General features: G+C 62.4%; 20 protein-coding genes and 1 tRNA gene. 9 read left to right on the forward strand and 12 right to left on the reverse strand.

What is annotated here, in order from left to right:
- Window positions 1-13 precede the first annotated feature (13 nt).
- A complete protein-coding gene (locus ACWTU7_RS03820; protein ID WP_455837851.1) occupies window positions 14-967 on the forward strand; it encodes a LysR family transcriptional regulator in 954 nt (317 codons plus the stop codon).
- Here the strand turns inward: ACWTU7_RS03820 and ACWTU7_RS03825 are convergent.
- Window positions 903-1,535: a helix-turn-helix domain-containing protein gene (locus ACWTU7_RS03825; RefSeq protein ID WP_455837850.1), complete on the reverse strand. Its 633-nt coding sequence runs from the start codon at window positions 1,533-1,535 to the stop codon at window positions 903-905. The two genes, ACWTU7_RS03820 and ACWTU7_RS03825, sit on opposite strands and share 65 nt — an antisense overlap.
- A gap of 66 nt (window positions 1,536-1,601) precedes the next feature.
- Here ACWTU7_RS03825 and ACWTU7_RS03830 point away from each other — a divergent pair, with 66 nt between their 5' ends.
- Both ACWTU7_RS03830 and ACWTU7_RS03835 read left to right on the forward strand, forming a co-directional pair.
- Window positions 1,602-2,015, forward strand: a complete 414-nt coding sequence (locus ACWTU7_RS03830; RefSeq protein WP_455837849.1) for a VOC family protein — start codon at window positions 1,602-1,604, stop codon at window positions 2,013-2,015.
- Between the two features lie 233 nt (window positions 2,016-2,248).
- Complete coding sequence (locus ACWTU7_RS03835; protein WP_455837848.1) at window positions 2,249-3,049, forward strand: arginase family protein; 801 nt, start codon at window positions 2,249-2,251, stop codon at window positions 3,047-3,049.
- A 3-nt stretch (window positions 3,050-3,052) separates the two neighbouring features.
- Here the strand turns inward: ACWTU7_RS03835 and ACWTU7_RS03840 are convergent, their stop codons facing one another.
- Window positions 3,053-4,000 carry a S1C family serine protease gene (locus ACWTU7_RS03840; RefSeq protein WP_127211921.1) on the reverse strand — a complete coding sequence of 316 codons (948 nt, stop codon included), beginning with the start codon at window positions 3,998-4,000 and terminating at the stop codon, window positions 3,053-3,055.
- 267 nt (window positions 4,001-4,267) lie between these two features.
- On the opposite strand from ACWTU7_RS03840, the gene ACWTU7_RS03845 reads away from it, so the two are divergent.
- The 3 genes from ACWTU7_RS03845 to ACWTU7_RS03855 all read left to right on the forward strand — a co-directional run bounded on the left by ACWTU7_RS03845 (window position 4,268) and on the right by ACWTU7_RS03855 (window position 6,794).
- Window positions 4,268-5,140, forward strand: coding sequence for a S1C family serine protease (locus ACWTU7_RS03845; RefSeq protein WP_455837847.1), 873 nt, complete (start codon window positions 4,268-4,270; stop codon window positions 5,138-5,140).
- An 8-nt stretch (window positions 5,141-5,148) separates the two neighbouring features.
- The gene (locus ACWTU7_RS03850; protein ID WP_455837846.1) at window positions 5,149-5,814 is read left to right on the forward strand and encodes a response regulator transcription factor; all 666 of its coding nucleotides are present in this window, start codon (window positions 5,149-5,151) and stop codon (window positions 5,812-5,814) included.
- Window positions 5,815-5,927: 113 nt separating this feature from the next.
- A complete protein-coding gene (locus ACWTU7_RS03855; RefSeq protein WP_455837845.1) occupies window positions 5,928-6,794 on the forward strand; it encodes an SDR family oxidoreductase in 867 nt (288 codons plus the stop codon).
- Between the two features lie 432 nt (window positions 6,795-7,226).
- Here ACWTU7_RS03855 and ACWTU7_RS03860 read toward each other — a convergent pair whose 3' ends face one another.
- Window positions 7,227-9,437, reverse strand: coding sequence for an OmpA family protein (locus tag ACWTU7_RS03860; protein ID WP_455837844.1), 2,211 nt, complete (start codon window positions 9,435-9,437; stop codon window positions 7,227-7,229).
- A gap of 212 nt (window positions 9,438-9,649) precedes the next feature.
- Between ACWTU7_RS03860 and ACWTU7_RS03865 the strand changes: the two genes are divergently transcribed.
- Together ACWTU7_RS03865 and ACWTU7_RS03870 are read left to right on the forward strand one after the other, a co-directional pair.
- The gene (locus ACWTU7_RS03865; RefSeq protein WP_127210840.1) at window positions 9,650-10,096 is read left to right on the forward strand and encodes a YcgN family cysteine cluster protein; all 447 of its coding nucleotides are present in this window, start codon (window positions 9,650-9,652) and stop codon (window positions 10,094-10,096) included.
- A 293-nt stretch (window positions 10,097-10,389) separates the two neighbouring features.
- Window positions 10,390-10,752 (forward strand): hypothetical protein, encoded by a 363-nt coding sequence (locus ACWTU7_RS03870; protein ID WP_292180700.1) that lies wholly within the window; start codon window positions 10,390-10,392, stop codon window positions 10,750-10,752.
- Between the two features lie 115 nt (window positions 10,753-10,867).
- On the opposite strand, the gene ACWTU7_RS03875 is transcribed toward ACWTU7_RS03870, so the two are convergent.
- Window positions 10,868-11,578 carry an SIMPL domain-containing protein gene (locus ACWTU7_RS03875; protein WP_455837843.1) on the reverse strand — a complete coding sequence of 237 codons (711 nt, stop codon included), beginning with the start codon at window positions 11,576-11,578 and terminating at the stop codon, window positions 10,868-10,870.
- Between the two features lie 237 nt (window positions 11,579-11,815).
- Between ACWTU7_RS03875 and ACWTU7_RS03880 the strand changes: the two genes are divergently transcribed.
- Window positions 11,816-11,891 (forward strand) — tRNA-Ile (locus ACWTU7_RS03880).
- Between the two features lie 443 nt (window positions 11,892-12,334).
- Here ACWTU7_RS03880 and ACWTU7_RS03885 read toward each other — a convergent pair.
- From ACWTU7_RS03885 to ACWTU7_RS03920, 8 genes are all read right to left on the reverse strand, one after another.
- Window positions 12,335-12,553, reverse strand: a complete 219-nt coding sequence (locus tag ACWTU7_RS03885) for a hypothetical protein (protein WP_455837842.1) — start codon at window positions 12,551-12,553, stop codon at window positions 12,335-12,337.
- A gap of 29 nt (window positions 12,554-12,582) precedes the next feature.
- Window positions 12,583-13,818 (reverse strand): aminotransferase class III-fold pyridoxal phosphate-dependent enzyme, encoded by a 1,236-nt coding sequence (locus ACWTU7_RS03890; RefSeq protein WP_455837841.1) that lies wholly within the window; start codon window positions 13,816-13,818, stop codon window positions 12,583-12,585.
- A gap of 114 nt (window positions 13,819-13,932) precedes the next feature.
- Complete coding sequence (locus tag ACWTU7_RS03895; protein WP_455837840.1) at window positions 13,933-14,316, reverse strand: hypothetical protein; 384 nt, start codon at window positions 14,314-14,316, stop codon at window positions 13,933-13,935.
- Window positions 14,317-14,374: 58 nt separating this feature from the next.
- On the reverse strand, window positions 14,375-15,037 hold the full coding sequence (locus tag ACWTU7_RS03900) for a class II aldolase/adducin family protein (RefSeq protein ID WP_455837839.1): 663 nt from the start codon (window positions 15,035-15,037) through the stop codon (window positions 14,375-14,377).
- Window positions 15,038-15,040: 3 nt separating this feature from the next.
- Window positions 15,041-16,372, reverse strand: coding sequence for a 3-oxo-tetronate kinase (otnK, locus tag ACWTU7_RS03905; protein ID WP_455837838.1), 1,332 nt, complete (start codon window positions 16,370-16,372; stop codon window positions 15,041-15,043).
- A 4-nt stretch (window positions 16,373-16,376) separates the two neighbouring features.
- Window positions 16,377-17,426 (reverse strand): ABC transporter ATP-binding protein, encoded by a 1,050-nt coding sequence (locus ACWTU7_RS03910; protein ID WP_455837837.1) that lies wholly within the window; start codon window positions 17,424-17,426, stop codon window positions 16,377-16,379.
- Window positions 17,423-18,436, reverse strand: a complete 1,014-nt coding sequence (locus ACWTU7_RS03915; RefSeq protein WP_455837836.1) for an ABC transporter ATP-binding protein — start codon at window positions 18,434-18,436, stop codon at window positions 17,423-17,425. Before ACWTU7_RS03915 ends, ACWTU7_RS03910 begins: the two co-directional genes overlap by 4 nt.
- 3 nt (window positions 18,437-18,439) lie before the next feature.
- Window positions 18,440-19,249, reverse strand: a complete 810-nt coding sequence (locus ACWTU7_RS03920; RefSeq protein ID WP_455837835.1) for an ABC transporter permease — start codon at window positions 19,247-19,249, stop codon at window positions 18,440-18,442.
- Window positions 19,250-19,258: the final 9 nt, after the last annotated feature.

Genomic DNA, 19,258 nt, shown 5'->3' on the forward strand with positions numbered 1-19,258 from the left:
GATGGATGCCTACATGCAACCCAACCCGACGCTCGATCAACTTCAGATTCTGGTGACTGTCGCAGAGACCGGCAGTTTCTCGGCCGCCGGCCGCAAGCTCAACCGCGCGCAGTCCGTCATCAGCTACGCCATCGCCAATCTCGAAGCGCAGCTTGGGCTGAAACTGTTTGAACGCGACGGCACGCGCGAGCCCCAGCTAACGGATGTCGGCCGGGCGACGCTGGAGGATGCGCGTCGCATGGTTGGTGTGCTGCAGCGAATTCGTGCGCGGGTCGACGGCCACCGACAAGGGCTGGAAGCGGAAGTCGTGATGTCGGTCGACGTGACGCTGCCGTCGCCGGTGCTGGTTCGGGTTTTGAAAGCGTTCGAGGCGCAGTTTCCAACCGTGGCGCTGCGCCTGCATGTCGGCACGCTTGGCCTGACGCTTGACCATGTCGTCAGCGGACAGGCTGATCTCGGCGTCGGCGGCATGCTGGGCGAGGCCGATGTCAACCTTTTGCGGATCGGGTCCTTCACCTTGGTGCCCGCCGCGGCGCCCGATCATCCTTTGGCACTGCTTCCCAGACCGGTATCGCTCGAGGAGCTGCGCGAACACATCCAGCTTGTCGTCTCCGACCAGTCGGAGCGGACGCGCGGTCGCGACTATGGCGTGTACGCCTATCGTACATGGCGACTGACGGATGTCAGAACCAAGCACGTGCTGATGCGCGAGGGGCTGGGTTGGGGCGGGCTGCCGCGCTGGCTGATCGCCGACGATCTGGCCAGCGGCCGGCTGGTCGAGCTCGATCTCGAGCCTTACAGCGAAGTCCGCTCGCCGCTCTATGCCATGCATCGCGCCGACCGCAGCCCGAAGCCGGCGGCTGCCTGGCTGATCGACCAGTTTAAGCGCCAGCTCGGCTGCTTCAACGAGTTCGAGCCGGGCCAGGTGCCTGAGGACGAGCCCGAGCTGGCGACAGACCATCGATAAGCGCCACGAGGACGATGCGGTAGTCTTCGGCCGAAGCGCCTGCCTCGATGGCAAGAGCCGCCCGGTCGAAGGCGGCGGCAAGCAGCGCGGTCAGTGCCTCCACCGGCAATCTCGTCATGGTCTGCGCGCGCATCGCCGCGACGAGGCCCTCGCGCAAGGAACGGTTGCCGTGGCGGTTATCGATGTCGTCCATCGCGGCGCGGCCGAGCACGGCCGGTCCGTCGAGCAGCAGCAGCCGGGTGCGGCCGGGTGCGCGCATGGCGGCAAGGTAGGCATCGGAACCGGCGATCAGCGCGTCACGGGCAAACAGTGAGGGCGGCGAGGCGCGCTCGATCTCTTCCGCCACAGCCGCCGCCTCTTGCTCGATCACCGCGGCAAACAGCGCCTGCTTGTCGGCAAAGTGGTGGTAGAGCGCGCCGCGCGTGACGCCGGCCGCTGCAACGATCTCTGGCGTGCCGGTCTCCGCATAGGATTTCTCGGTGAACAGTTTTCGCGCCGCGGCGATCAGGTCGGCGCGCGTCGCTTCGGTGCGATCGCGGTTGGAGCGACGCGCGGGTTTCTGTTGCATACGTGCAGCCTGTATGTTAGTACAATTTACATGCAGACTGTATGTTATCTGACGGGAGAAGGAAAGATGAAGACGACGAGCTATTATCCGGTGCTGATGACGGGCGACGTTGCCGGCACGAAGGCATTCTATATCAAGCACTTCAGTTTCAAGCCGCTGTTTGCGAGCGACTGGTATGTGCATCTGCAGTCGGCCGAGGATCGCCGGGTCAATCTTGGCATCGTCCAAGGCGACCACGAGACGATACCTGAGGAGGGGCGTGGCCGAACGTCGGGGCTGCTGATCAATTTCGAGGTCAAGGATCCGGACGCGGTCTACGAACGGATCCTGGCCGCCGGCCTGCCGATCCTGCGGTCCTTGCGCAACGAACCTTTCGGCCAGCGTCATTTCATCACCAAAGACCCCAATGGCGTGCTGATCGACGTGATTAAGCCGATCCCGCCGAGCGCGGAGTTCCTGGCGCAGTTTGTTGAAGGGTGACGGGGAGCCTGAACGACGCCCCCCGACAGGAACTGTCGGCAGAGGTGAGGGGACGGCTCGGGCCGCGTGACCGGGCGGGCATTCGTGGTCTATGGTGAGCTTGGCAACCCTGGGCCCATTCCATGCGTGAAATCTGCCTTGTCCGCGCACCCTCAAACCTTGGCCTCCGCCCGCTGAGACCAGATCATATACCGGGGACGTGGCGTGCGCCGCAGGCATTGACCGAGGCCGGCTTGATCGAGACGCTTGCGCCCGCCAAAGTGGTTGATCTTGATCGGCCCGCCTATAGTACGGAGCCGCAGCCAGGCACCCGGCTGCGCAACGGCAACGCGATACGCAGCTTCAACCTCGGACTCGCCGAAGTTGTTGCCGGCGCGCTGGGACGAGGCGAATTCCCGCTGGTCGTCGGTGGCGACTGCGCGGTCCTGCTTGGCGCACTGGCTGCTGCACGGCGATCTGGTCCGCTGGCGCTGGTCCATGTCGACGGCCACAGCGATTTCCGCCATCCGGGCAACTACGACATCAACGCTTCGCTCGGCTCGGTCGCCGGCATGGACCTTGCGCTCGCCACCGGACGTGGCGAGCCGTTGCTGACCGACTGGCCTGAAATCGCAAGCCCCCTTGTTGCGGACGAACAGGTGATTCAGATCGGCGAACGCGAGAACCGCGACCCCGACTTCGCCTGGCCTGACCTCAATTCGACCGCGATGACGCTGATCGACGTCTTTGCCGTGCGAGAGCTTGGCGCGGCAAAGGTCCTGGAAAAGACCTGGACCACGCTGGCGCGAACCGGCTGGCCCTATTGGGTGCATTTCGACGTCGATGCGCTCGATCAGACGGTGATGCCGGCGGTGGATTCACCAGGCAGTCCCGGCATCGATCTCGACGATCTCGTTGCCATTCTCGCGGCGCTGGTAGCGGATCCGCGCTGCACCGGAATGGATATGACCATTTTCGATCCTGACCTCGATCCGACCGGAGAGCTGGCGGTGCTGCTGGTTTCGCTGCTTGGCCAGATCTATGCGTCGCGATAATCGTTAGCTTCGCGCCACCGGCATCACCGTGACCTGAGTAATGCCGGAGCGGCGCACCACCGTGCACAGCGTCTCGCGGCCGATGCGCTCGGCGTCGAGCAGGCGCACCAGATCGTCGACGCCGGTGACCGGGCGTCCGTCGATGGCGGCGATGATGTCGCCTTCCCTGAGCCCGGCCTTGGCCGCCGGGCTGTTCGCCTCGACGCTGCGCAGGCGCACCGCCGTGCTGCTCGACACTTGCGACAGCAGGGCGGCGCGGCGCGGCAGGTTTGTCGTGTCGGCCGAGACGCCGATGAAGGCGCGGCGGACGCGGCCGAAGCGGATGATCTCCGAAATGACGAAATTGGCGGTGTTGGAGGCAACCGCGAAGGCGATGCCTTGCGCACCATGGATCATGGCGGTATTGACGCCGATGACCTCGCCCGCCGACGACACCAGCGGTCCGCCGGAATTGCCGGGGTTGAGTGCTGCGTCGGTCTGGATGACGTCGTCGATCAGCCGGCCGGTGGAGGCGCGCATCGAGCGGCCGAGCGCCGAGACGACGCCTGATGTGACGGTCCATTCGAAGCCGAGCGGGTTGCCGATGGCAATGGCGATCTGGCCGCGCCGCAGACGCTTGGAATCGCCGAGCGGCGCGATATCGGCAAAGCTGCCGTCGGCACGCACCAGCGCGATGTCGGTGTCGGGGTCGCGGCCGAGAACACGGCCTTCTCTGGAGACGCCGTCCGGCATGGTGACGCGGACGGTGCGGGCATCGCCGACGACGTGGAAGTTGGTGACGACCAGCCCGTCCGGCGTGAGGACGAAGCCGGAGCCTTGGCCGCCGGCACCACCGATGCGCTCGATGCGGCAGACGGCGGGACCGATGCGGTCCACGGCATCGGCGACCGTTGCCGAATAATCATCGAGCAGCGCATCGTCGAATTGCAATTGCTGGGCGGGGAGGGACATGGCAGGGCTCCGTGTATTTAGAGCAAGATGAAGGATGCCTATATGTGCGGAGCGGCCGGATCGGCCGCGACCTGACCAGATGGCCAGTCCAACGCCCAACTAGCCGTCAGGCGAGTACCCGCGAACGCGCTGCCGAGCGATATCTGGGTTAGAGCGACGAGCGTCCATTGGACTCTCAAAGTACGCTGACTTTGAGTTCTCGCATCGTGCTTTCCGAAAATCGATTCCGATTTTCGGGCCGATGCGATAAAAACCCAGGAGACCAACATGAGCGACTTCAATCTGAGCGCATTTTCCGACGCCATCGCCGATATCGCCGCCGCAGCGGCGCCGGCGACAGCGAGCTTCGCCACGCATCAGCGTCGCACCGCGACCGCCTTCCATTGGCGCGACGGCTATTTTATCGCTGCCGAGGAGGCGGTGGAGGCCGGCGAGGAGATCGAGCTGACGCTTTCTTCGGGCGACAAGGTGAAGGCTGAGTTGGTCGGCCGCGATCCATCCACTGGGACGGCCCTTCTGAAGCCGACCGGCGCGCCGGACGTGCCGTCGCTGGCCAAGGCAGGCACGGTGCGGCCGGGCCATCTCGCCATCGCTATCGGCAATAGCGACGGCGCGGGGCTCGCCGCATTCGGCACGGTCGGTGAGGTCGGTCCGGCTTGGCGCTCGATGCGCGGCGGCACGATCGACCGGCGCATCAATCTGGCCGTCAATGCCGGCGGCCGTTTCGAGGGCGGCCCGGTGCTCGACGCCAAGGGCGCACTGATCGGCATGCTGCTGTTCGGGCCGCGCCGGCGGGCGCTGGTCATGCCTTACGAGACGATCGAGCGGGCGGCAGCGACGCTGCGCGAGAAGGGCCATGTCGCGCGCGGCTATCTCGGCGCCGGCCTGCATCCGATCCGCAACGGCGACACGCATGGCGCGATGGTGATGAGCCTCGACGACAATGGCCCGGCGAAGGCCGCCGGCCTAGATCTTGGCGACATCATCGTGTCGTGGAACGGCGAAGCCGTGCATGGCCCGCGCGACCTGATCCGCAGGCTCGGGCCGGACAGCGCCGGCGCGTCGGTGACGCTCGGCGTGGCACGCGGCGGCGAACGGCGCGATGTCGTGCTGACTATCGGCGAAAAGCCGCTGAACTGAGAAGATCGATGGCAAGTCACGGGATCACGGGGCGGCGGCTGACGGTGCTGATCGCGCTCGATGACGCCGTACGTGCCGAACACCTGTCCACGGCCCTTGCCGCGACTGACGATCTGCTACCGATTGTGGCTGGCGACAGCGAGAGCGGCGACAGAGCCGATGTCGCGGTCGTCGATGACAATAGCCTGGAAAGAGAAGCCCTGGAGGGCGGAGGGCTGGAAGGTGCGGCCACCGATCCCGCGATGCCCCAGGTGCTCTTGTCTCAACGAGGCAGGCGGCAGCGGCCCGCCGATACCGTGTTTGCCGTGCTGCCGGCGGCAGCGGACGATCTGCTGATCGCTGCTGCCGCGCGGCTGGCGGCGGCTGGCTACCGGATTTCGGGCGAGGGCCGCCCCTTGTCTGATCGGCATGACGATTTCGCTTTCCATGACGACGACCTCTCCGACGAGGAGCCGGTCGACGACAGGACCGAGCGGCCGGCGCTTTCGCCGCGCGAGAGCGAAGTGCTGGCGCTTTTGGCCGAGGGCGCGCCCAACAAGGTGATCGCGCGGCGCTTGAACATTTCCGTGCACACGGCGAAGTTCCACGTCGCGGCGATCCTGATCAAGCTAGGTGCGGCCAACCGCACCGACGCGATCGCCATCGCCATGCGGCGAGGCCTGGTGCTGGTCTAATTTGTCGTTCCAAAGCCTACGCAGCGTAACTCACATCCGCCGGGTTGGGCCTTGCGCGGCACGCAACCGCCGCGCAAGGATCACGCCTGTGATGTTGCAAGGAGGCGGAAGACATGTCGCTCAAGGGAAAGACGCTGTTCATCTCCGGCGGGTCGCGCGGCATCGGGCTGGCGATCGCACTGCGCGCTGCGCGCGACGGCGCCAATGTGACGATCGCGGCCAAGACCGCCGAGCCGCATCCAAAGCTGCCGGGTACGATCTACACGGCGGCTGAGGAGATCGAGCAGGCCGGCGGCAAGGCCTTGCCGATGTTGTGCGACATACGCGAGGAGGGGCAGGTGGCCGAGGCGGTCGCCCGGACCGTCGAGAAATTCGGCGGCATCGACGTCTGCATCAACAATGCCAGCGCCATCCAACTCACCGGCACGCTGGAAACCGAAATGAAGCGCTTTGATCTGATGCACCAGATCAACACCCGCGGCACGTTCCTGGTTTCCAAAATGTGCATTCCGTACCTGAAGTTGGCTGACAATCCTCACATCTTGAATCTGGCGCCGCCGCTCGACATGAAAGCCAAATGGTTCAAGAACCATGTCGCCTATACGATGGCCAAATTCGGCATGTCGATGTGCACGCTGGGTATGAGCGCGGAGTTCGCCAGTGACGGTATCGCCGTCAATTCGCTGTGGCCGATCTCGACGATTGATACGGCAGCGGTGCGCAATCTCCTGGGCGGGGCGACAGTGGCGGCGATGAGCCGTTCGCCCGATATCATGGCCGAGGCCGCGCATGCGATCCTGCTCAGGCCGTCGCGCGAAGCCACCGGCAATTTCTACATCGACGAGGAGGTGCTGCGCGCCGAGGGCGTCAGCGATTTTTCGATCTATGCGCCGGGCGCGACAGGCCCGCTTGCCGGCGACTTCTTCGTGCCCGACGAGGTGTTCGCGAATTCGGAAACCAACATCAAAAGTATTTACTGACCGGACGCCGTTCTCAATCCTCAGCCTTCTTGGCTTTGAGGCGGAGGGCTATCTTGAGGAATTGTCTGGGCCTCGCGTAAGGCCTCGGTTCTCCACCGAATCCGGAAACAAAACCCCGCCGGCGAGGGGGTACCGGCGGGGCTCATGTGTCCCGCTGGAGTCGGGACAGGGCAGGGAAGCCCTAATCAGAATCTGGGGTGGACGATCTCGCGATTCAATCCCTGGCTAAAATCGCGACGTACATTCTCCTTCAACCTCGGCTCATTGCCGGAAATCGCCCATCCCGGTGACAGCGGGCGGGCTACGTCTTCCCGTATAGATTCCGGAAACCAGTTCAGGTTTCTGGAATCGTTGCTTTTAAGGTGGCCATGGTTTTTTACGAAAACCCGTTTCCGCTTTTTACTTTGCTGACGTTCGGTTCGGGACCATGGCCTAATTCGCACTGGCGACCGGCGCCACCAGCGAGGTGATGCGGCGGATGGCGACGCGACGGTTCTCGCGCTCAGGCTCCGACGTATCGACCTTGAGATATTCCTCGCCATAGCCCTGTGTCGTCAGGTTCTCCGGCGGGATGTTGAAGGCATTGGTCAGGGCCTCGGCGACAGCCTCCGCGCGACGGTCGGACAGAGCGAGGTTCGCCTCCGGCCTGCCGACGGCATCGGTATGGCCTTCGATCAGGAAGGTTTCCGCCGGGTTCTTCTCCAGCAGCTTCTCCATGGCGCTGGCGACGCCTTCCAGTTTCTGCACCTCGGTTTCGGGGATCGAGGCTGAACCGAATTCGAAGTTCAGCGTGTCGAGGTCGATGCGGCGGGCGATGTCGCGCACGCGGGCCGAGCGCTTAACCTCATCGATCGAGTAGAGGCGCTGAACCCTCTCCACCGGCGGCTGTTCGAGGAAGGTATAGTAGTCGTCTGGATCCTCGACCTCTTCGGAATCCAAAATGTACTCCTCGCGCGGAATGTCGATCCGAATCGGCGGCAGATCGTCGCCCGGATCGCGCCAGTCGTCATCGTCGTCATAGTACCGCTCGTCGACATAGCTCAGCACATATTCGCGTCCGTCGGGCGCGATGCGTGAACGCTGGATGACGTCGCCGTAGCGGTTGCGGATGGTGACGATCTGGATTCCGTTGTCACGCTCGACGATTTCCCGGGTGCGATCGCCCGACAACTCCTCATAATAGACGTTCCTCGCGCCACGGCGCATGCGCGGCGTATCGTCGCTTTCCACGATCGTCTGGTTGTTGAACTGTAGGATAACGCGGTCGCCGAGTTCCCTGACGACGTCGACCCCTCGCGGGCGCGGACGGCGGCGAATGTCCTCGACGTCGGGCACACGCTCAACGCGTTTGCCTTTTTCCTCCGTCACCGGGACCATCCTCTCAAGCTTGATCGCCTGCTGGGCCGTCCTGTCGTCGGTGGGCGGCGGTCCCTGGTCGACCGGAGCCGGCTTCGGGGCTTCCGCCTGCTCGCCGTCCTGCTGGGTGGGCTGACCACCCGCGTCCTGGCCGCCCGTCTCTTGCGCGTTGTCCTTGCCGCCCTTGCGCTTGCGCCTGGCATCCTTCTGGCTGTCAAACACGGGAACCGCGTTTGGATCGGACGCTTCGCCCTGGACCGGAGCTTCGCCTTGGGCCGGCGCAGCCTGCTCGCCATCGGCGGGCTGCTTATCGGTTGAGGGCTGCTCACCCGTTACAGGCTTCTTGCCACGTTCCTTAGCCTGATCCCGGGGCTTTTCGCCCTCAGCCGGAGCCGCTTGCCGGTCCGTTGGAAGCGGCTCGGCCTGCTCGCCGGCGGGCGTGTCCTGTTCGGCTGGCGCAGCCTCGATCTGCTGATCCTGGTCCCGCTTCTTGCGCGGCTTGACCTGCTCGTTGTCATTTGCAGGTGCGACCTTCTCGCCTTGCGCCGCCTGTCCGGCAGGCTCTTCGGCAGGTGCCGTTTCGATCTGCTGTTGGTCGCGCTTCTTCCCACGCGGTTTTTGCTCTTCGGCCGGGGCGCCCTGTTCGGCGGGCGCTGCTTCGATCTGCTGTTGGTCGCGCTTCTTCCTGCGCGGTTGTTGCTCTTCGGCCGGGGCGGCCTGTTCGGCCGGGGCTGCTTCGATCTGTTGTTGGTCGCGCTTCTTCCTGCGCGGTTGTTGCTCTTCGGCCGGGGCGGCCTGTTCGGCCGGGGCTGCTTCGATCTGTTGTTGGTCGCGCTTTTTTCTGCGCGGTTGTTGCTCTTCGGCCGGGGCGGCCTGTTCGGCCGGGGCTGCTTCGATCTGTTGTTGGTCGCGCTTTTTTCTGCGCGGTGGTTGCTCTTCGGCCGGGACGGCCTGTTCGGCGGGGGCTGATTCAGTCTGCTGCTGCTCGCGCTTCTTCCTGCGTTGATTACCCTGCTCCTCCCCGGAAGGAGCCGCCTGCTCAGTGGGAGCCGATTCAGCCTGCCGCTCGCGTTTCTTGCGAGACTTCTGCTCCGGTTCCGCCTGCTGCGCGCAGCCTTCCGCCGACTCGCCTTCGGGGCAGTTGGACTGCGCCAGGATCAGTGGGGCCGTCATGCCTTGCAAAGAATCGAACGCGGCGCTGCCCTGCAACGGGAATGCGCCCAACGGCGCGGACGCCATCAGCAGGCCAAGTGCCGTGCCTGCCAGAATCCGTGATTGGCGTTTCATTAAAAATCCTCCTTTTGGCGTCCCATCCCGGCCCAAACTGTTCATCAACCGGATTGGTTCCGGTTAGCAGGCATTAACGGCCACGAACGGCGATTGGCCGGCGTTTTGAAGGCGACTTCGTGTCATTCCTATGGTGCCGGCCTATGGTGCCGGCCGGCTTTGCGTCTGTCGCGGTGCTTGACCTTAACGCCAGCGGGGGCCACATCCCATCAATGGAAACGCCGTTCTGGAAAACCAAGACGCTCGAAGCGATGACCCCTGCCGAGTGGGAATCGCTTTGCGACGGCTGCGGCAAATGCTGCCTGTCGAAACTCGAGGACGAAGACACCGGCGAGATCTACTGGACGAGCGTCGGCTGCCGGCTGTTCAACGCCGAAACGTGCCGCTGTTCGGACTATGCCAACCGGCTGGCGCGCGTCCCGGACTGCGTCGGGCTGACGCCGCAGAATGTGCGCACTATCAGCTGGCTGCCCAAGACCTGCGCCTACCGGCTGGTCGCCGAGGGCCACGATCTCTACTGGTGGCACAGGCTGGTGTCGGGGAGTGCCGAGACGGTGCATGAGGCCGGCATCTCGATGCGCGGCCGGGTCAGCGCCAGCGAGACCGATCTTGCCGAGCCGGACGACTATTTCGAGCACATGCTGGACGACGAGCCTTAGGGGAGCCTCGAGCCAGGGCCCGGAACCGGCTGCGCGACAGGGGCGTTTCTATCCAGATTGTTCAAAACCGGCTAGACTGTTCAGAACCGGCCAGTTGTTCAGAACCGGAAGTGGAGAAACTGCGAAATTACCTCTTGTTGCCACATGAACCCAATATGAACGGCTGGTTCGTAAAAAGTTCAGATACGCTGGCGCATTCTCTTCCCTATCGGTTCGACCAAGACACATTGGTTCGATCAAGACACACCGGTTCGATAAAGAAGGGCGGAAGCCCTGAACAAGGAGAGAAGACAATGTTCAACACGATCAAGACGGCGGCGCTTTCGGCGCTTATCGGCCTCGGCACGCTTGCCGCTATCCCCGCCACTGCCCAGGCAGACAGCATCTATCTCGGCTTCGGCAATAACGACGACCCGCGCGTCGGCGTCTATACCGGCGACGACGATTATTTTTATCGCGAACGCCGCCGCGAACGCGACTGGCGCCGGTCCTGCTCGCCGAACCGTGCCCTCAATAAGGCAGAGCGCATGGGTCTGCGCCGCGCCCGTATTGTCGACGTCAGCCGCCGCACAGTGAAAGTAGCGGGCCGCCAGTATGGCGACCGCGTGCTGGTCGTGTTCGCCAATGAGCGCGGCTGCCCGGTCCTCTACCGGTAAGCGTTCATCTACCGGCAAGGGTGCGGCTCGAAAAACCCCCGGGGGGATCAGTCCTCCGGGGGTTTCTGCATGCAGCAAGATCGATGTTGCCTATTACCCGTGCTTCAGACGGCGGTCACTTCAACTCGAAAGTGACGTTGACCTGCACCGTGTAGGAATTCTCGCCTGCCTGCACCGGAACCGATTCGCGGGCGGCGTCGAAGGCCTTGGCGTTCATCGGTATCGGCGGCGGCGCGACATTCTGGTCGGTGATTTCCAGCACCCGCCCGATGCTGACGCCGGCGGCTTCAGCCAGCGTCTTTGCCTTGGCCATGGCGTCGGCGACCGCCTTCTTGCGGGCTTCGGTGAGGGTTGCAGCCGGATCCTCGTTGGAAAACGAGATGCCGCCGCCCTGGTTGACGCCGAGCGATACCGCCTTGTCGAGAATCTCGCCTGTTTTGTCGATGTCGCGGATGCGCACCGAAAGCGTGTTGGTCACCTGGTAGGCGATGAGTTCGGCTTCCTGGCTGCCGTCCGGCTTGTTGGTGTAGTTGTAGCGCGGGCTGATCTGGATGCCGGCTGTCTGCAGGTCGCGCTCCTTGATGCCAGCCGACTTCATAGCGGCGATCACGGAGGCCATGGCGTCGTTGTTGGCATCGAGCGCGGCACGCGCGGTCTTGGCCTCGCGCATGACGCTAAGCGTCAGCAGCGCCAGATCGGGGGCCGCGGTCGCTTCGCCTTCGCCGGTAACGACGATGCGGGGCGGGGGCGGCGAATCGGCCGCGCCAGCCATCGCCGGAAACGCGATTGCGGCGGCGAGCGCCAAGGGCAAAAGATGTCTGGTCATAAAAATCTCCTCGGTCTGCGATCCAGTCGCGCTTGTCGACTACCGCATCGGCCCAAAAATCGGAATCGATTTCGGAAAGCACGATGCGTAGATTCAAAGCGTTAGAGCGTACTCTGCGCGTCTAAGTGGACGCATGTCGCTCTAATGTCTGAATATGGGCTGATTTGGACGATCTCGGCCAGCCAGTTCGGAAAGCCTTGTGCGATTCGGGGAAAAACATTAATCCAGCCGCGTGTGGGGCCTGTAGCTCAATGGTTAGAGCCGGCGGCTCATAACCGCTTGGTTGGGGGTTCGAGTCCCTCCGGGCCCACCATATCGTTATTTGTCAACGACTTGCATCGATTTTGCCCTTTGGTTAGCCAAGCCCCCGGTGGCGAACCTCCGCGCATCGTTTTGATTTTGTTGAATCATGGTGGGCTGCTGAGGACGAGCTAGAGCGTGTGGCAGGCATCAACGGCCGCCTCGTGAAAAGGGTACCCGCCAGTGGCTGTACAGCATCGCCGTTCCATTCTCTTAATTCTCAGCTCGTGCCAGCGCATCAGTTGGTGAGGGGGGCTATATCAGGTGCATGCGGATAGCCAACGCCACGGTCTGTATCTTGCTGCGGGCCCAATTTGCCGCAGCAATTTATGACGTAATGGTTGACCGCAGATGCCGACAGCCGAACACAGCGCCATAGCGCAAGCGACGCTCGACCGTGACGCGGACAATGGCCCTCCTTGAGGAGCGCTACCGTAAGACAGTCGATTACCTGGTTCAGGTGATCGCCCAAACAACCCCGATCACGGCCTGGCCAAGGCCGGCGGTTGATGGCCGGTTGCACGGCAGCGGTTGAAGGGCCGCAGATCCGCCGCGCATTGCGAACAGGTCAGCGGTCCGCCTTCGGCGGGCCTCACTGTCGCGCCGGGCACTGTTGATGGATTGGAAGGCGATGCCCATGCCGACTTTCAACGATTGCAGCATCGTGACGATCATGCAGCAGGATGAGGCAGTTGTTCGACACCTTACCGAATAACTGCCGCAGTATCGCGCATGGCGGCATCGGCCGCATCGAGCGCTCGATCAATGTCGGCGGCCTGATGTGCTGCACACAAGAACATATTGTGGCGAGGATGTAGATACACGCCGTGACGAAGCGCTGCTGCGCAGAAGACATTGGCGGTCTCGAGTTCCGGATCGTTCTCGAATCGAACCATCGGCATCTGGACAGGACCCGTTTGGCTCAAACGGAACCCATGTCGTTCCGCGGCGGCAGCAAAACCTTTGCGAAGCCGCGCACCCATGGCCTCCATATGCGCCAAGGCATCTGTGGTGCGAAGGATCTTGAGAGTTTTCAGGCCAGCGGCCATTGCGGCCGAGCCGTACCAAAAGGAACCGGTGACGAATATTTTCGAAGCACCTTCCAACATGGTGCGGCTGCCTGCGACAGCCGCAAGCGGCCATCCGTTGGCGATGGCCTTCGAGTAGGCGCCAAGGTCAGGCTTGACGCCATATTTAGCCCAACTGCCCCGCACATCCAGTCGGAACCCAGCGCGGACATCATCCAGGATGAGCGCCGCGCCGGCACGGTCACAGATAGCACGCGCATGACGCAAAAATGCAGCGTCCGGCATCTCCTGCTCGCAATTGACGTCATGGCGATATGCAGTCATTAGAATGGCGGCCAGATCATCGCCGGCGGTTGCAACGGCCTCATCAAGGCTTGTGCTATCGTTGTATTCGAAGGTGATCAGATGAGCACGGTCCTCCGCCGTAACACCGACGAGCGAGGGTGAGCACCACGGCACCGCTCCATGATAGGCGCCACGGGCGACGAGGATTTTGCGTTTTCCTGTAGCCGCGCGAGCGACCGTGACGCAGGTCGTTGTCGCGTCGGTGCCGTTCTTCTGGAGGAGAGCCCAGTCGGCGAATTCGATCGTGTCGACGAGTGCTTCCGCAAGCTCGACCATCAACTCGGTTGGGCCATTGCCGATGTCGCCTCTACCAATCTGTTCGATGGCCGCGGCGTCCACCTCCGGGTGCCGGTAGCCCAACACGTTCGGGCCCCAGGCGCACATAAAGTCGATGTATTCTTTGCCATCGGCATCCCAGACGCGGCATCCGTCGGATTTGGAGAAGAATTGCGGGTAGCCAGGGCCGATGGCGCGGGTCGCCATGTGGCCCCAGACGCTGTTCGGCACAACTCGGCTGGCACGTGTTAGCAGGGCGTGGTCGTGGCTGTTGATGAGGCTGTGTTTCATTTGGATACCACTATGTCCTTGCTTGTTAAGAGGCTCGTTGCAAAGCCGTTGACTCGCTCCATCTTGATCGAAATGCCTGCGACCTTACGCGGACATCACCAAGCGTCTCGATTCTCAAACCTGGAATTTCCTCTTTGCCCAGTCGGCGGGAGTGACCGCAAAGAAAGCAGTTGATGTTCCTTTGCTGCGCCAGGCGAGTGACGTCCCGGCAGGAATCCACATCATGTCGCCAGGCTTCATCGGATAGGCGGCGTCGTCGACGGTGATCTCGAATTCCTGTTCGACCGCGTGGCAGATCATCACTTCGTCATACCAAAGGGTGAAGGGAATCTCGCAGTCTCTGAAGTAGACGATGCCGCTTGCTATGCGGGCTCCAGTATCCGCGTTCATAAGTTCGTTGGTGGATGCTCCGCGAGGGCTGAACGGCGCCGGCTTGAGATCGGACAATCTGTAGTGAGCAATGCTTTCCGAGGATTGGGCAGAAGCTCTGTCGTTCATGGTTCTCTCCTTGTGATTCCAGTGCAGGGATCGCTGCAGGTCGGGTGCTGCCGACAGCCTATGAGGCCACCGGCGCCGCCTGCCAGCCATAGCCTGCTCCGTAGCGTTGCCTGACATCGGCCATTTCGTTGAGGGTCAGCAGAACTGGCTCTGAGAAGGATCGGCAAAGCACAAACTGCCGGACCAGAGTCTCGAGTTTGACCGTTCGTGCAAAAGCCTCTGCGACGGAGGTGCCGACCGCGACCATGCCGTGATTTGCGAGCAGGCAGGCTGACCGATTTTCCAGTGCCTGGACCGCAAATCTGGCAAGTTCCGGCGAACCGAAGGACGCATATTCCGAGCAGCGAACATCATCCCCGCCGAAGCCTGCGATCATGTAATGAAAGGCCGGCAGATTATCTCTCGCGCAGGAAAGCGCTACGCAGTGGTCTGGATGGGCATGCATGACCGCACCAACCTCTGGACGGCTCTTATAAATGGCGGCATGCAATGCCCATTCGGTAGACGGCCTGATGTCTCCGGACCAAGCCCCGTCGAGGTCCATAGCGACTATGAGCTCCGGCTCGAGCTTCTTTGGCGGGATTCCGCTCGGGGTTATCAGCATGCCACCGTTTAGCCGGGCACTTACGTTGCCGGTTGTTCCGATATTGAGATGCTGTGCTTCCGCGTCGAGCGCTGCAGCGACCAAGGATTGGCGAGCATTCTCAGGCTTCGTCGTCATGAATTAACCTTTCGGAGGCCAGCGGGTGAGGAATGGTTCCTGGAGGATCGGGCGACGCATGTCGTCCAAGGCGGAAGCAAGGATGTCGACGCTGCCAAGCTTGCCGGATTTGAGCAGCAGTGCGAGCGGGAAGGGATGAACAGCCACTGCACGTGAGAAACCTGGCTCGCGATAAGGGCCTACTTCGAGGTCCGTGATGCCGAGGGCTCGCACAACCGACCCAGAGGTCTCGCCTCCCGCAATGACCAGACGGCGGATGCCGAGGTCGAAGACAATTGTTTTGGCAATTTCGGAGAGGATCGCTTCTGCGCGCCCAGCGACCTCGAGCCGCCCGTAAGAGGACTGGAGCGCGTCGACGCGCTCCTGCGGTAGCGAAGTGCTGATCGCGAAACTTCTGCCTGCGGCAACAGAGGCCTCGGCGAACCGCCGAGCTTCGGCGACAAGATCGTGGCCGGCATAGGCGCACCCGATATCGACGACGCATACGTCATTTTCTGCTGCGAAGTGTTCGAGCTGCACCGCGGTCTGCGATGCCACACTGCCGACCAGTACGGCGCCAGGCCCATCTACGCCGCTGAGGCGAATCGTGGAAGGCTGTTCGAGCAGGCCCTGCTCCAGCCAAAGTGGCGGCAGATGCGCCGCAACCGATGAATTGCCTGTCAACAATGGCGCATCGATGGCCGCCGCCGCGAGGCTCGCAAGGTGGCGCTCATAAAGCGTATCGGCTATGAAAAGGGACGCGCGTTCCTGCTGACGCTCGCAATAGGCACGTATGGCGTCTGGACCTTGGTCAACCACCGAACAGTCGACGAGACCGACGGCGCGCTTGCTTTGCGCCTGGAGAACGCGGACGATGTTGGAATCCGTCATTGGCGTCAGCGGATCGAAACGCTTCGGTGATTCTGCCAACAGTTGCGCGCCGCCAAACACGTGGCCCTGGTAGACCGTCCGTCTTGTTTCACAAAGGGCAGGTACGAAAAGTGCTTGGCTGGCTCCCAGGCGATCCATGATCGCCTCAGCGCAGGGACCTATATTGCCTGCCGGCGTCGAGTCGAATGTCGCGCAATATTTGAAAAAGATCTGTCGCACTCTGTTCGCCAGCAAAATGTCCAGCGCTTCCATGGTTGAGCGCACGGCCTCATTCACTGGTGCTACCCTCGACTTCAGTGCGAAGACGTGCGCTCTACCGAGACGCGCGGGCACTCCGGATCCTATGGAAAGCGTCGTTGGCACGCCGCGAGCAATCAGCATCGAAGCCAGTTCGAGGCCGCCAGTCAAATCGTCGGCGATCGCCCCGAAGACAAGCGGCATCTGCGCGGAATGATTGGCGGTCATTCGGTCACCTGCGATGTCGCGCTTCGGGACTGTTGACACGGTCTCCTGGGAGTTCTGGAAAATGACAGGCCGCCTGGTGGCCAGGCTCGATTTCGGCAAGTAGCGGGGTCACGTTTGCACAGACCCCCTCAGCCTTCCAGCAGCGGGTGCGAAACGGACAACCTGTCGGCACGTTGATTGGGCTTGGCACGTCGCCTTTCAAGGTGATGCGCTGCCGAGCGCGTTCGGCATCGGGATCCGGCAGGGGGACCGCTGAAAGCAAGGCTATTGTATAGGGGTGGGCGGGCGCACCGTAAATTTGAGCCGCCCGTCCGATCTCGACGATCTTGCCGAGATACATCACAGCGACGCGATCGGAGACATGCCGGACCACAGCGAGGTCATGCGCTATGAAAACATAAGCGATGCCAAGCTTAGCCTGCAACTCGTCCAGCAGATTGAGCACGCCTGCCTGGACCGATACGTCGAGCGCCGATACCGGTTCGTCCAGCACCAGGACTTCCGGTCTGAGCACCAACGCACGTGCAATGCCCACGCGCTGTCTTTGCCCGCCTGACAACTCGTGTGCATACCGCTTGCCGTGTTCGGGAGCGAGTCCCACCAGATCGAGAAGTTCGGAAGCCCTTTCCGCGGCCGCCTTGCCTTTGATGTTGATCAAGCGGAGAGGCTCCGCGATGATCTCGCGAACCCGCATACGCGGGTGAAGCGAAGCAAGAGGGTCCTGGAAGACGATTTGCAGGTGACGCCGGAACTGGCGCATTTCGCCTGCGGGAAGTGTGGTCAAATTCGCACCGTTGAAAGACACTGTGCCTGAAGTCGGTTCGACGAGCCTGAGCAAGCAGCGGCCCAAGGTGGACTTGCCGCAACCGGATTCACCGACCAGCCCGAGTGTTTCGCCCTTCGCCAAATCGAAGGAAATTCCGCCAACCGCTTTCACCGTCCGCCCGGATCCCCATCCGAGCAGTCCGCCTTTGACATCGAACTCCTTGGTGATGTCGCTAACCGACAAGATGATCTGGCGCGAATGTTGCGCCTGGAACGGGCTCGTCTTCATGCCTGACCCGCCTGTGAGGCCAATTGGTCGACGGCTGCTCCTCGCAGACCCTCTGCGAAGTGGCACGCAGTCATTGTCTGGTCAACACGTCTCGGTTTCGGTTCCTCCGAGCGACATGCGTCTTGCGCCATGGAGCAACGGGGATGAAAGGGACAGCCCGCGGGTCGGGCGCTGAGCATTGGCGGGCTGCCGGGGATCGGCTCAAGTGGGGGTTGATTGCCCGAGATCCTGGGCAGGCATGACAGCAGGCCGCGCGTATAGGGATGCCGGGAGTTATAAAAGATATCCCGGACCGCTCCGGTCTCCATGACCTTGCCGGCGTACATCACGACCACTGTATCGGCTGCGCCGGCGACGACGCCAAGGTCATGCGTGATAAGGACGAGCCCTATCGAAAACCTGGTCTGCAGGTTCTTCAGCACTTCCAGAATCTGGGCTTGCACGGTGACGTCCAGAGCGGTCGTCGGCTCATCAGCGATCAGCACCTCCGGATTGTTGGCAATCGCCATCGCAATCATCACACGTTGGCGCATGCCGCCCGAAAACTCGTGCACATACTGATTTGCACGCACCTCAGGCTGCGGAACCGCAACCAGTTCGAGAAGCTCGATGCTTCTTCGCCGTGCTTCTGCGGCCGACATCTGCGGATTGTGAAGCCGCACGGCTTCGGCAACCAGCTTGCCTACGGTGATCACCGGATTAAGTGCAGTCATGGGATCTTGAAAAACCAGGCCAATCTTGCTGCCGCGCAGCTTCCGCATGCGCCGCTCGTTTGCCCCAACAAGTTCCTCCCCGCGCAATTTGATCGAGCCTGTCACCCTCGACGACGGGGGTGACAGCCCCATTGCGGCGCGCATCATGACGGATTTTCCGGAGCCGGACTCCCCGACGATGCCCAGCACCTTGCCGGCTTCGGCAACGAAATCGACGCCGCGGATGATCTCAAGGCCATTTCTAAGCATCACGCGCAGATCTCGCACGTCCAACAATGGCTGTTGATTCATTGCCATCGATCAGTGCTCTCTCGGATCGAGGATGTCGCGCAGCGCGTCGCCGATGAAATTGAAACCCAGACCCAGCGACAGAATGGCAAGACCGGGTCCGAAAGCGATCCACCATGAGTAGAAGTGCGCTGCGCCGTCGGAGATCATCGAACCCCACTCCGGGCTGGGCGGTTGGGCGCCGAGGCCGATGAAGCTCAAGGAGGCTGCAAGCAGCACGACCTGGCCAAAGTCCATTGTCGCGCTGATGATCGTGGGCGTCCATGAAAGCGGCAGGATGTGCTTGGTGAGCAACCGGAAGGAGGAAGCGCCGCCTGCCCTCGCGGCCTCGATGTGGTCCTGCGAAATAACATCGAGGACTTGGCCACGCATCAGCCTTGCATAGACAGGCCACCACACGGCGATGACCGCGATGGCCGTGTTTTGAAGACCCGGTCCCAAGGAAGCCGCGACGGCCATGGCCAGAAGGACAGGCGGGAAGGAGAGCGTGATGTCGACCAGCCGCATCAGCACACTGTCTGTCCAGCCACCCAAAGCGCCAGCCATCGCGCCCACGATCGAGCCGAGGGCGACCGAGCAGGCCACCACGACGATGGAAATTGCCATCGAGTGGCGTGCACCGTACAGGGTGCGGGTCATCACATCGCGTCCGAGCGCGTCGGTTCCGAGCCAATGCTGGAACGATGGGGCCTGCAGCTTTCGCGCTACGAGCTTCAAGGGATCATAGACTGACCAAAAATCGATTGTCAGCGCCACGATGATCCAGAAGCCAACGATCACCAGGCCGACGATCAGCACGGGCCGCAAATTGACGTTTGGCATCCATTGAGC

It is taken from the genome of Mesorhizobium sp. BHscii (assembly GCF_053848065.1).

What these genes read in the sequence shown, in the direction of transcription:
- ACWTU7_RS03820 (WP_455837851.1), top strand. Translation starts at nt 14, where the DNA reads ATGCAACCCAACCCGACGCTCGATCAACTTCAGATTCTGGTGACTGTC.
- ACWTU7_RS03825 (WP_455837850.1), bottom strand. Translation starts at nt 1,535, where the DNA reads ATGCAACAGAAACCCGCGCGTCGCTCCAACCGCGATCGCACCGAAGCG.
- ACWTU7_RS03830 (WP_455837849.1), top strand. Translation starts at nt 1,602, where the DNA reads ATGAAGACGACGAGCTATTATCCGGTGCTGATGACGGGCGACGTTGCC.
- ACWTU7_RS03840 (WP_127211921.1), bottom strand. Translation starts at nt 4,000, where the DNA reads ATGTCCCTCCCCGCCCAGCAATTGCAATTCGACGATGCGCTGCTCGAT.
- ACWTU7_RS03845 (WP_455837847.1), top strand. Translation starts at nt 4,268, where the DNA reads ATGAGCGACTTCAATCTGAGCGCATTTTCCGACGCCATCGCCGATATC.
- ACWTU7_RS03850 (WP_455837846.1), top strand. Translation starts at nt 5,149, where the DNA reads ATGGCAAGTCACGGGATCACGGGGCGGCGGCTGACGGTGCTGATCGCG.
- ACWTU7_RS03855 (WP_455837845.1), top strand. Translation starts at nt 5,928, where the DNA reads ATGTCGCTCAAGGGAAAGACGCTGTTCATCTCCGGCGGGTCGCGCGGC.
- ACWTU7_RS03860 (WP_455837844.1), bottom strand. Translation starts at nt 9,437, where the DNA reads ATGAAACGCCAATCACGGATTCTGGCAGGCACGGCACTTGGCCTGCTG.
- ACWTU7_RS03865 (WP_127210840.1), top strand. Translation starts at nt 9,650, where the DNA reads ATGGAAACGCCGTTCTGGAAAACCAAGACGCTCGAAGCGATGACCCCT.
- ACWTU7_RS03870 (WP_292180700.1), top strand. Translation starts at nt 10,390, where the DNA reads ATGTTCAACACGATCAAGACGGCGGCGCTTTCGGCGCTTATCGGCCTC.
- ACWTU7_RS03875 (WP_455837843.1), bottom strand. Translation starts at nt 11,578, where the DNA reads ATGACCAGACATCTTTTGCCCTTGGCGCTCGCCGCCGCAATCGCGTTT.
- ACWTU7_RS03885 (WP_455837842.1), bottom strand. Translation starts at nt 12,553, where the DNA reads ATGATCGTCACGATGCTGCAATCGTTGAAAGTCGGCATGGGCATCGCC.
- ACWTU7_RS03890 (WP_455837841.1), bottom strand. Translation starts at nt 13,818, where the DNA reads ATGAAACACAGCCTCATCAACAGCCACGACCACGCCCTGCTAACACGT.
- ACWTU7_RS03895 (WP_455837840.1), bottom strand. Translation starts at nt 14,316, where the DNA reads ATGAACGACAGAGCTTCTGCCCAATCCTCGGAAAGCATTGCTCACTAC.
- ACWTU7_RS03900 (WP_455837839.1), bottom strand. Translation starts at nt 15,037, where the DNA reads ATGACGACGAAGCCTGAGAATGCTCGCCAATCCTTGGTCGCTGCAGCG.
- otnK (WP_455837838.1), bottom strand. Translation starts at nt 16,372, where the DNA reads ATGACCGCCAATCATTCCGCGCAGATGCCGCTTGTCTTCGGGGCGATC.
- ACWTU7_RS03910 (WP_455837837.1), bottom strand. Translation starts at nt 17,426, where the DNA reads ATGAAGACGAGCCCGTTCCAGGCGCAACATTCGCGCCAGATCATCTTG.
- ACWTU7_RS03915 (WP_455837836.1), bottom strand. Translation starts at nt 18,436, where the DNA reads ATGGCAATGAATCAACAGCCATTGTTGGACGTGCGAGATCTGCGCGTG.
- ACWTU7_RS03920 (WP_455837835.1), bottom strand. Translation starts at nt 19,249, where the DNA reads ATGCCAAACGTCAATTTGCGGCCCGTGCTGATCGTCGGCCTGGTGATC.